Raw genomic sequence first — 10,928 nt, 5'->3', positions numbered from 1 at the left:
TCGATGAGTTGTATGCGATCGGCAGCCGCCTGCAAGGCTTGCTGGGGCAATTCAAAATCTGAGGCTGCCCTGCAGGGGACGATAGGGTGGCCTGCATCGACATCATGCAGGTTGGGGGGCAGCGCGAGACTCACCCGCTCTTTCCACATCACAAGTAGTCGCAATCGGCACACAGAACGCCGGCGGTGGCGCGGCATCGTCTGCGGTCGTTGCATCCCACCCGAACCTGGACCTGCCGGCGCAAGCCACTGACCACGGCAGCACCGTGGTCGTGAACGCTCCGTCGATTCCCGGTGTGACCCCAGTGGCCCCGGCCGCAACCACCGGCGACAAACCGTCCCCGGTGGCCAGCCAGAGCATTGCCCGTGTGCAGGGCCTGCCGGGCACGCAGCCCGTGTCGCAGCCGCAGAAATACCTGATCGAAACCAACCCGGTGCTCACCGACCTCAAGCAGTTCATGAGCTCGGACTATCTACTCTCCGGCCTCGGCTACAACCCTGACGACAGCGCCAAGCGCCTCGGCGACGGCCTCTATGAGCAACGTCTGGTCGAACAAGCCGTGGTGGCCCGCACCGGCCAACGCTTCATCGACGGCCAGAACACCGACTCGGGCATGCTCAAGTACCTGATGGACAACGCCATCAGGAGCAAACAGCAACTCGGCCTGAGCGTGGGTGTGAGCCTCACCTCAGCCCAAGTCGCGGCGCTGACCCACGACATCGTCTGGCTTGAAGAAGAGCAAGTAAACGGCGAAAACGTCCTGGTACCCGTGGTGTACCTGGCCCAGGCGAATAACCGCCTGGCCCCGGACGGCGCGTTGATCGCCGGTAACGACGTCAACCTGATCGCCGGCCAGAACCTGGACAACGTCGGCACCTTGCGGGCTAGCAATAACCTGTCGGCCCAGGCCGGCAACCGCCTCAATCTGCTGGCCGGCAACACCATCGTCAACACCGCCGGCGGCATCATCGCCGGTCGCGACGTGAGCCTGACCGTCACCCAAGGCGACATCCTCAACGAGCGCAGCGTCACCAGCCACGACAGCAGCAGCGGCTACCGCACCGAGCACACCGACTCCGTGGACAGTGCAGCGCGCATCGAAGCTGCGAACAACCTGAGCCTGCAAGCCGGCCGCGACGTAAACAGCGTCGGCGGCGTGATGAGCAGCGGCGCCGACACCACGCTCAAGGCCGGACGCGACGTCAACCTGATCTCTGCCGAAGGGACCAACAGCAATACGGTGAGCGGGCTGTTCAAGAACAGCAGCGCGACCCAGTACGGCAGCCGCGTGGATGCCGGCGGTGATTTAAAGGTACAGGCGGGCCGGGACATCAGCGCGGTGGCGAGTGAGATCGATGCCAAGCGTGATGTGACGATGTCGGCGGTGGGCGATTTGTCACTGTCGTCGGCAGCAGACGAGTCCCATGCCTCGTTTACGTCGAAGAAGGTCAAGAGCAAAGAGGACCATGTGAGCCAGGTCTCCACCACGGTTAAAGCCGGTGGTGACGTGGCGCTGAGCGCCGGACAGGACCTGGCGTTGACGGCGAGCCGGGTGACGGCGGGGGATGAGGCGTATTTGTATGCCGGTAAAGACCTGAACCTGGCGGCGGCTGAAGACAGCGATTACTCGTATTACTCGAAAACGAAGAAGGGGTCGTGGGGTAAGAAAAGCTCGAAGATGAGCGAGAGCGAAAATGATGTGGCTGTCAGCTCGTCCGTTGATGCCGGGAAAAAAGTCTCACTTTCCGCAGGCCAGGACTTCAATGCCGAGGGTGCCAAGGTCAGCAGCGGCGATGCATTGCAGGTCAGTGCCGGGCATGACGTTAATTTGGACACGGCGGATAACTACACCAGCCAGGCTAATGCTTCGTCCAAGAAAGGCTTGTTCTCCAGCAAGAGCAGCAGCTCGTCGTCTAGCCAGTCAACGGTAACCAGCACCGAGTTGCAAGGCAACAGCATCACCGTGCAGGCCGATAATGACGTCACCATGAACGCCGCCGCGCTGAAAGCACAGCAGGCGGTAAAACTGAGTGCTGGCCGAGATATCGAGATCGGCACGGCTGAGCAGCAGCAAACGGCGAGTCAATCCAGCCAGTCCAGCAAGTTTGGGTTCAATATCGTCGCCGCGCCGTCGCTGACCCAAAAAGCCCAGTTGGGGCAACAGAGCGGCAGCCAGAGCATCGGTACCAGTATCAGTGCCGGTAGTCTGGATATTCAGAGCGGTCGCGATACCGCCGTACGTGGCAGCACGCTGGTGACGGACAACGGCCTGCGAATTGATGCCGGGCGCAATCTTGACGTCGTCAGTGCCGAAGACCAGAGCGCCTCCAGTAGCAAGTCCAGCAGCAAGAAAACCGGTGAGATCGGTTCATGGTGGCAGGACGCGATGGGCGTCGCCCAGCTCAAAGACGCTGATAAAAACGCCAGCACCCGACAAGCTGGAAGCCAGGTCGCCTCCCTGGGGGGCGACGTAAGCTTGACCGCGGGCGAGCATTACAATCAGGTTGCCAGCCAGGTCATCGCCCCTAAAGGCGATATCTCGATTACCGCCAAGGATGTTGATATCCAGGCTGGCTTCGACGTGCTGAATGCCAATCACACGGCAAGTGCCAGCCGTACCGCGATTGGCGGGAGCATCGATATCCCGTTGCTCGACGCTGCGCGCGGCGTTCAAGGGGCCGTCGAATCTGCGGGGAAAACATCCGATCCACGGATGCAAGGATTGGCAGCCGCCAACGCCGCAATGAGTGGCAAGAAAACCTACGACGCCGCGCAGGACGTGTTGAAAAATGGTGTCGGCTTCAAGGTCAGCGTCAGCCTGAGTAACAGTGAAAGCCACAGCGACAGTAGTCAATCCGGTCAGAACGTGGTGTCCAGCAGCTTGGCTGCAGGGGGAGACATTAATGTCACTGCCACGGGAGCAGGCAAAGACAGCACCCTCAATGTTGTGGGGAGCCGCATCGATGCCGGGCATGACGTCAATCTGAAAGCAGATGGCGACATCAATCTGTTATCGGCCCAAAACACCGCCCTGCAAAAGAGCACCAACGGCAACAGCGGTGGCAGTGTCGGCATCGGCTTAACAGTCGGCGGCACGCAGAACGGCCTCTCGCTGGACCTGGCTGCGAACAAAGGCATGGGCATGTCCGACGGGCATGACGTCACGCAGACCAATACCTCGATTAAAGCCGGCAACAAAGCCAGTCTCGACAGCGGCAACGATACCAACCTCAAGGGCGCAGTGGTGACTGCCAAGCAGGTACAGGCCGATGTCGGTGGCGACCTGAACCTGTCCAGTCTTCAGGACACCAGCAAGTTCAGCTCTAAACAAGTCGATGCAAGCGTCGGCGTCAGCATCTGCATTCCACCGTTCTGCTACGGCGTCAGCGGCACCGCGTCGTTCAACCAGCAGAAAATGAACAGCGACTACGCCAGTGTCAGCGAGCAAACCGGTATCAAGGCGGGTGATGGCGGCTTCCAGGTCGATGTAAAGGGCAATACCGACCTTAATGGCGCCATCATTGCCAGCTCGGATCAGGCGGTGAAAGACGGGAAAAATACGCTTTCCACCGGCACGCTCACCAGCTCCGACGTCAAGAACAAAGCCTCCTACGACGCCAGCAGCATTGGCCTGAGCGGGGGCATGGGCGAACACATCGGACGTGCTGCCGACGGCTCGCAAAAAGCCGGTGCGCCGGGCACTCCGGTGCCGAACAACGGCAAGGTCAGCGCCAACGCCCCGATTGCCTTGCTGGCCAGTGGCGATGCGAGCAGCGTCACTCAAAGCGGTATCAGCGGCGCGACGGTCAAGATCAATGATGACGCCAAGCAACAGGCGCTGACGGGGCAGACGGCTGCTGAAACAGTGGCTGCGATCAACACCGACGTGTCCAGTGATCGTGATGGCAGCAACAAGCTCAAGCCGATTTTCAACCCGCAGGAGATTCAGGCTGGGTTTGATATTACGGCGAAGTTTGTGCAGAACGTTGGCGTTTACCTGGAGGATCGGGCCAGTGAAGCGGATGCCAAGCTTAAACAGGCCGACAAAGAGCACGCGGATGCTAAAGATGAGACCTTAAGCTATGAAGATAGAGACGCTCATCTCAAGAAGGCCCAGTTGCTTGAGCAGCAGGCAAAGGACATTTCTAACAACTGGGGAGCAGGCGGAACCTATCGACAGATTGCAACGGCTTTAGTCGCCGGTGCTAGCGGTAACGTCACTGGCGGTAGTTCGCAGTTTGCTCAGAACATGTTTGTCAATTACGTCCAGCAGCAAGGGGCTGATTACATTGGCAAGCTGGTCATCAATGGCCTGAAAGAAGGCAGCCCTGAACATGCGGGCTTGCACGCCATTCTGGGTTGTGCAGGTGCTGCTGCCAGTCAACAGAGTTGCTCTGCTGGCGCTTTGGGTGGTTCGGCCAGTAGTGTGTTGGCAGGACTCTTTAACGAAACCGATCCGAACGAAACCAAAGAAGAGCGTGAAGCCAAGCGCAACATCATTGCGTCTGTGGTGACCGGCATTGCTGCGATGAGCAATCCGAACGGCGCGGCGACAGCCACCAACGCTGCGATAGCAAACGTCGATAACAATTGGTTGGCGACCCAACAAATTGTTCAAATGACGAAAGAGCTTGCAGAAGCCAAAAGCACGCCTGAAGTCGTGGCGGTCTTCGGGAAATGGTTAGCCATTTCCGGCAATCAAGACTTGATTACAGGAACTGCGTTATTTAATAGCTTCAAAGACAGCATGGCGGGCTCGGGTGTAGACGTCCTTAACAGCGCGGTTGGGGTGCTACGGGATCCCGTTGCAACTGTTGACGCTATGCGCGAGTTTGCAGAGTCAGCAGATGGTAAAAAGCTGCTGGGTGCCGCTGCCGATACCTTTAAATCGCAAATTAGTCAGATTCGTGAAGCCCTCGTTGTGGGTGGCGATGAAAATGCCGAAAACCTCGGCAAGCAGCTAGGTGAGGCCGTCGCGCTATATGCCCAACTGATTGCTACCGGTGGTGCGGGAGGTGCTGCAAAGGAATCTTGGTTGCTCTCTAAGGCCGGTGTCGAGGTCACCAGCAGCGGAATCAAAGAGATCGCTGCTGGTGTCAAAGCGACTGGGGGAATCGAGGCGAAGCTGGCTAAACTTGAGAAGATTGGGCCGGATCCAGATGTGCCATCTGTCGCTCCAGTAGAATCACCGAATCATGTGTTGGTGGACAGCGCTAAATACGTTAAGAGTTCCACTATTGAAGCCAACACTACGGTGCAGCTCACTGAAAGCGTGCGCCTCAAGGATGATAGCGTTATTCCAAAGGGCAGTATTGTCACGGTTAGTGATGATGCGATGAAGGTTGTTTACCCAGATGGGACGAGTGAGCTAGTCTCCTACTCGAAGGTAACCACAAAACCTTTGGAACTGCCTGGTCCAAAAGCTACTGGTGGCGCTGCCGGAAAGGGAGACGAGTTTATCCCTCCAGGAATGGATCGCCCATTCCGTCCTGTTAACCCAGAGTTTCCGCCGAGCAAGTCTGTTGTCGATGCAATGGAGAGCCCGCAAATTAAAAACATGGTGGGTTGTTCAGGAGCAGATTGTTCAGATATTGCAAGCAAATTGTTTGATGCTTCTGGTGGTAAAGGAAAGATTATTGAAGTTCGTCCGTCGAAAGCTGGCGATTTAAATGTTTATGAGAATGGAATTAAAGAGCCGGGTCAGTTTTATCACCAAGTCTATACTGATGGTCGATATGTTTATGACCCACGGCTATCGTCCAACCCTATCCCCAAAGGGGACTGGGAGCAGCATATTAAAAATATCAACCCAGGTGGGATATCGATCTCTGATAAGCTGAAGGGGTTAAAGTAATGGGTGTGACTAGGGTTTTAGATTCGGAAGGTGAGCTGCTAAATATTCTTCATGACTTGAGTGCACTTGAGTGGAGGAAATACAGGCAACGCAATCCAGAGGTCTGGATGGGTGATCATTTTGAAAGAGAGGACCGCTCAAAATTCCCTCCATATATAGCTTTTCGATTTAAAAAAGAAAATGAATATGTTATCTCTACTTTGAAGGAGGTGGTTGGTTCTTATATAGGCTTGATTTCTTGGGTGCTGATAGGTTGTGAGCGTTATGCGTCCTCTGGCATGAATTGGGTAGTTGAGCCTGTATATATTAAGGAGGTAGAGGCTAAAGCCCAGTCTTTAGGGCTCTCTTCTGAAAGCTATCTTGCTAAGTATGAACCTGAGTTTGGCTCTATTGCCTTTGAAGACTTGGCTGGGTTGACTGAATATATTCGTAAAAAATTCTCAGAGTTGAATATCTCCAGCCAATAAACTGTAGAGGTCTTGGCTTGATTTGGCACTTTCGACACCGGCCTTGCGCCGGTATTTTTGCATACTATCTGAATACTATCTGCAGTCAAGCAACGGCGAAAAATACAGGCACGCTATGGATGTATACATCCGGTGCCAAAGGGGAGCCCTTTGAATCCCGAAAAGCCGCCTCTACGAGTCGAGTGATAAATCTGAGTGAACCGTCGGACAGGAAATGTTTTGTGGCCACCGCCTGCACGCAGTCGGTGTCCCCAAAAACCTGATCAGGGCTGCGCCCCGATACCCCGCTGGAGTAGCGTATTTCAGAAGTTCGAGTTTTCCTCGATTAGTGCGAGTTAGATCAATTTAGAGAAATTTAGAGAAATTTAGAGCGACTTAGAGCGACTTAGAGCGATTTAAAGAGATTTGTCTCGAGCACAGAGCCTGCGGCTAATTTGGTGAGGCACGTTACCGACTGTTTACAAATGAGCTGCGCCATTCGTAACCAATCGACCGTACCAAAGGGGAAACCCCTTTGAACCCCGAAGCCTAACGCGCTGCGCTTGTTGGCCCCTGGCGGTCCGATGGCTTCGCCACCGAACCGCCAGGGGCTTTTTGTCAGCGGCTGATTTGGGTCGTCCAGGGTGTGCTGTGACGGGCTCAAAACCCGCGTCCTGTCTGGCGTTGCGCGTGTAGACAACGAAATTCGCGTCGGGTGATACTGTTGGTGCAAAAGAGGCAGGTGCGGCTGGGAAGTTAGTAGACGATATTCCCCAGATCACTATTAATCGCCAAAACGGCACATTATTTGAACAGCAGGTCGTTGAGGCATTCGACCATGTTGGTGGGGTGAAAAACACAACTCCGGTAACTGTCCAGCTTTCTAGTGGCATAGAGGTAACAACAATCCCTGATCTCTGGGGGAAAAATGTTGGCGGGATGTTAGAGGTTAAAAATGTCCAGAATCTGTCAATGTCGAACCAACTGCGTGCGCAAATACAACACGCGACAGAAACAGGACAGCCTTTGAATCTTGTTGTGAGCCCGAGAACAAATAATGTCTCTGGAAATCTTCTTGAAGGCGTGCGGAGTACTGGCGGAAACGTTTACAGATACGACCCTAAAACTGGCGTAATTTCAGAGTTTTAATAGGTTATGAAACAGTATACGCAGATGTCGATTAGAACAAAGGTTGATACCTTTGAGTGGAAGTTTGGTAAAGATTTTATTGCTTCGTTATATGAATGGGGAGGGCTGATTTTACCCGAGCAGATATCCCACAATGCCGATAAGTTTGTAGATTTATTTGTGGGTGGAGATGAGTGTAAAGATTATTGGGGGGCTGAAGGGGAGATTCGGGTTAACGGCTCAATGTCTCGCTTTCATGAAGATTTTGCTTGGCGCCGAAAAAAAACAATTAAATCCACTGGATATATTCGGCATAAAACTCAAAATATCCGTTCGCAATTAGTTCCGGGTTCAATAAATTTTCGCTCTGCCTGTAGTGATAAAGTGGACTGGTATTTGCTTTTTAAAAAATGGTGCGAAATATTTTCTCCGCAACTTGGATGTCTTCATCAGTTTGCTGGTCTTGAACTTGACCCAAGACATAAGAATGATAGTTTTCAAATAGGGTCATTTAATGCTGCGCTGAAGCCGGATGTGCCAAACATTGGTTGGGCAATGTTTTATGGGGATGAGTTTGCAGAGGCCGTTGATGCTGATCAAATTGCAGCAGCAGGTTTTCCTATTGAAAAAATAGATAATGGTTATTTGGTCAGGGTTACAGAGAACTTCCAAGATGTTTTAGACAACTTTCCGGTGTTTTCCAGACGGCGCGCCGAACTCAAAGCGTTATTTCGAGAAGAATTCTTCCTCATCCAACACGAGCCTTTGGTTTCGGCCATTAGATGAGTATGATAATCTTGGCCCTATTGATCCCCCATTCTGGCTGCGTTAGTTCATAGGTTGAACGCAGAGCCTGCGGGTAATTTGGTGAGGCACGTTACCGACTGTTTACAAATGAGCTGCGCCATTCGTAACCAGTCGACCGTACCAAAGGGGAAACCCCTTTGAACCCCGAAGCCTAACGCGCTGCGCTTGTTGGCCCCTGGCGGTCCGATGGCTTCGCCACCGAACCGCCAGGGGCTTTTTGTCAGCGGCTGATTTGGGTCGTCCAGGGTGTGCTGTGACGGGCTCAAAACCCGCGTCGGGGTGGTTTTGTTCAGCGACCGCGAATCAGCTAGGCCGACCGGCTCGCAGGCCGCGTCCTGTCTGGCGTTGCACGTGTAGACAACGAAATTCGCGTCGGGTGATACTGTTGGTGCAAAAGCAAATGTGGGGTCCATTAGTCACATCTCTGGAGTGAATCTTCCTAAAAGTCAGTCTAAGATGATTGCTGATTTTGAAGCAGCAGGGTACCCAACAAAACCAGTAGTTTCTCCGACCAGCGGAAACGTGGTCGGAACTCAATACATCTTGCCTGATGGTTCGCGAGTTCGGGTGATGCAGGCGGATGGTCGAAGTCCCCAGCGCGCATCATTCGAGAACGCTAATGGCGGACCTGTTGATCCGACTACTGGAAAGCCGCCGCAGCCCCCGCAAGGTTTATCGAAGGCTGAACGGAAGCAGTGGATTAGAGAGCGTACGCATATTGAACAGGTGGACTAAATGATGAATACACTCTTGCAGGCTGTGGCTCTTTTGTTGCCTATGAAAATTGAAAGAGTATTTTGGGATGGCGATACTTTGATGCTTTTTTCGGCGGGTTGGAGCTTTCGGACTGAGAGTGCGTGGCGTGTGTCTAAGGGGGGGGAGCTGCTGTTCGCTTGTTGGGATGACGATGCCCTTGACCATGTTTCTGAGCTTTTAGGCTTATCCATTGTTGAGGTAGGTTGGCTTATTGATGCTCAGCCAATTGATCCATTTTTTAAATTATCTGACGACCGCGTCTTGAATGCATTTTGTTCGTCATCAACTGAGCCTTGGCTTATGGAGTTCTCGGACGGGGTCGTTTATTTAGGTAACACTTAATTTCATAAATTTTTCTTGGTCCAAAAGCAACTGGCGGGGCGGTAGACCGTGCTACTACTGGGATTGAGTGGGGCAAGGGTATTCAAGGTCAAGGAATGCCTTGGGAGGATTACCTTGGGACGCAACTGCCAGCTGGCTCTCGACTACCCCCAAACTTTAAGACATTTGACTTTTTTGATAGAACGACCGGTGTTGCGACTAGTGCAAAAACACTTGATACGACCACTGCGGCTAAAATGGCCAATCCGAGCCAGGTATATTCATCACTCAAAGGAAATATTGATACCGCCGCAGGGTTTACTGAGTACGGTTTGAAAGACGTAACAGTATCCTCTAGTCAAATTACTAGTCGTGAATTGCAAGTGGCAGTTCCAAAGGCTACGACGAGTGCTCAGTGGGATCAAATTAATAGAGCTATTGAGTATGGTCAGAGCAAAGGCGTTACGGTGAAAATTACCAAGGTAGATTAAGATGAGTGATGTCGTAAAAACAGCTTGGGCAGATGCGAAAATGAATAAAGATTTCATTTCCGTAAAAACTTTTTCTGGCTATCGAAGTAGCCAAGCAGATCCGCAAGGTGTGGAGCATTTTTTCAGCCCTGACGCTACCGATAAAGAGCTAGGCCTTGCTTTGCTTGACGCCTTGGCTCATAGCCGATTTGTGCTTCCCGAGCCGCGAAAGGATGTTTGGATTCATCCTGAAGCTACTTTTGATATGGAACTCTACGACTACAACCTGACCAATCAACGATATGATCAATGGGTTGGCAACACTTTGGAGCGCTATGGCTACAAGACCAAGCGTGCTTTATTTAAAGATATGAAAAAATGCAGTATCGAAAGTAAGAGTGATCAGATCACTATTCGCCCCAGCCATCACGAAAAGCTAGAAGCCTGGAGTGGTAAGGGACTAAGTGAGAGTGACTATGTCATTATCCCCAGCGGTAGTAGTCCTTCCGATGTAGGTGCGGCCTTACGCTTGGCTTTTAGTCGGTGCACCTAATGTGTAGAGGTTTCGAGTTGATCTGACACCGGCCTCGTGCCGGTGTTGTTTTATCTGCTTACTGCAAAACCTCCCGTCCTTCGCTGCTCGCTTTAGTCGTGGCCTGAGCGATCAGGGCATCGAGCATCTGCGCCACAAATTTCTGCTGGCTCTTAGGTAGCTGGTCGATGGCTTCCAGTTGCTGTTGCCATTTCGGAGCAGGGCCACGCTTACGCACAGTGGTTTCCTGCTGCTGACCAAACAGTTCTTCGAGTGTGGTCGAAAGCAGCCGGGCCAGCTCTGGCAACGCCGCTACCTGGATACGCCGCTTGCCGGACTCATAGGCTTGGATAGTCTGCGGAGACACGCCCAGCCGTTCAGCCAGTTGGGTTTGGGTGATGCCGTGTTCTTTGCGCAGGCGGGCAATGCGTTCGCCCAGGGTAATGAAAAAATCACGTTCTTCGCTGGTGATGCTCATAGCTGTCGTCGACGAGATCTGTAATAGGACAGCTATTAAGGTACTCCCGTGGAAAAGGGGACACCCATTAGCCGGTCTCAAGTCAAGGCTAAAAGCCAACTCGCCCTGCAGCTTTTAACTGTAGGGTTTCCCTTTG

7 protein-coding genes and 1 pseudogene are annotated in these 10,928 nt (G+C 53.1%); 7 read left to right on the top strand and 1 reads right to left on the bottom strand.

Features of this window, described 5'->3' with window-relative positions; all coding sequences use genetic code 11:
- Positions 1-280: 280 nt before the first annotated feature.
- From AC07W0_RS30485 to AC07W0_RS30455, 7 genes and pseudogenes are all read left to right on the top strand, one after another.
- A pseudogene (locus tag AC07W0_RS30485) lies at positions 281-5,854 on the top strand (hemagglutinin repeat-containing protein); the annotation flags it as partial.
- Positions 5,854-6,321 carry a hypothetical protein gene (locus AC07W0_RS30480; protein ID WP_102618961.1) on the top strand — a complete coding sequence of 156 codons (468 nt, stop codon included), beginning with the start codon at positions 5,854-5,856 and terminating at the stop codon, positions 6,319-6,321. The pseudogene AC07W0_RS30485 and the gene AC07W0_RS30480, both read left to right, overlap by 1 nt.
- A gap of 747 nt (positions 6,322-7,068) precedes the next feature.
- On the top strand, positions 7,069-7,449 hold the full coding sequence (locus AC07W0_RS30475) for a putative toxin (protein ID WP_102618962.1): 381 nt from the start codon (positions 7,069-7,071) through the stop codon (positions 7,447-7,449).
- Between the two features lie 24 nt (positions 7,450-7,473).
- Positions 7,474-8,214 (top strand): hypothetical protein, encoded by a 741-nt coding sequence (locus AC07W0_RS30470; protein ID WP_495029348.1) that lies wholly within the window; start codon positions 7,474-7,476, stop codon positions 8,212-8,214.
- Positions 8,215-8,970: 756 nt separating this feature from the next.
- A complete protein-coding gene (locus tag AC07W0_RS30465) occupies positions 8,971-9,333 on the top strand; it encodes a hypothetical protein (protein WP_102618964.1) in 363 nt (120 codons plus the stop codon).
- A gap of 95 nt (positions 9,334-9,428) precedes the next feature.
- Positions 9,429-9,803 (top strand): endonuclease toxin domain-containing protein, encoded by a 375-nt coding sequence (locus tag AC07W0_RS30460; protein ID WP_102618965.1) that lies wholly within the window; start codon positions 9,429-9,431, stop codon positions 9,801-9,803.
- 1 nt (position 9,804) lies between these two features.
- The gene (locus AC07W0_RS30455; protein ID WP_102618966.1) at positions 9,805-10,335 is read left to right on the top strand and encodes a contact-dependent growth inhibition system immunity protein; all 531 of its coding nucleotides are present in this window, start codon (positions 9,805-9,807) and stop codon (positions 10,333-10,335) included.
- A 58-nt stretch (positions 10,336-10,393) separates the two neighbouring features.
- On the opposite strand, the gene AC07W0_RS30450 is transcribed toward AC07W0_RS30455, so the two are convergent.
- Complete coding sequence (locus AC07W0_RS30450) at positions 10,394-10,792, bottom strand: helix-turn-helix domain-containing protein (RefSeq protein WP_046384107.1); 399 nt, start codon at positions 10,790-10,792, stop codon at positions 10,394-10,396.
- Between the last annotated feature and the right edge of the window lie 136 nt (positions 10,793-10,928).

It is taken from the genome of Pseudomonas sp. GW704-F2 (assembly GCF_059423025.1).
This window is presented reverse-complemented; position numbering and strand designations above follow the sequence as displayed.

Coding starts and splice junctions, on each gene's coding strand:
- AC07W0_RS30450 (WP_046384107.1), bottom strand. CDS start 10,792: ATGAGCATCACCAGCGAAGAACGTGATTTTTTCATTACCCTGGGCGAA.
- AC07W0_RS30465 (WP_102618964.1), top strand. CDS start 8,971: ATGATGAATACACTCTTGCAGGCTGTGGCTCTTTTGTTGCCTATGAAA.
- AC07W0_RS30470 (WP_495029348.1), top strand. CDS start 7,474: ATGTCGATTAGAACAAAGGTTGATACCTTTGAGTGGAAGTTTGGTAAA.
- AC07W0_RS30455 (WP_102618966.1), top strand. CDS start 9,805: ATGAGTGATGTCGTAAAAACAGCTTGGGCAGATGCGAAAATGAATAAA.
- AC07W0_RS30460 (WP_102618965.1), top strand. CDS start 9,429: ATGCCTTGGGAGGATTACCTTGGGACGCAACTGCCAGCTGGCTCTCGA.
- AC07W0_RS30480 (WP_102618961.1), top strand. CDS start 5,854: ATGGGTGTGACTAGGGTTTTAGATTCGGAAGGTGAGCTGCTAAATATT.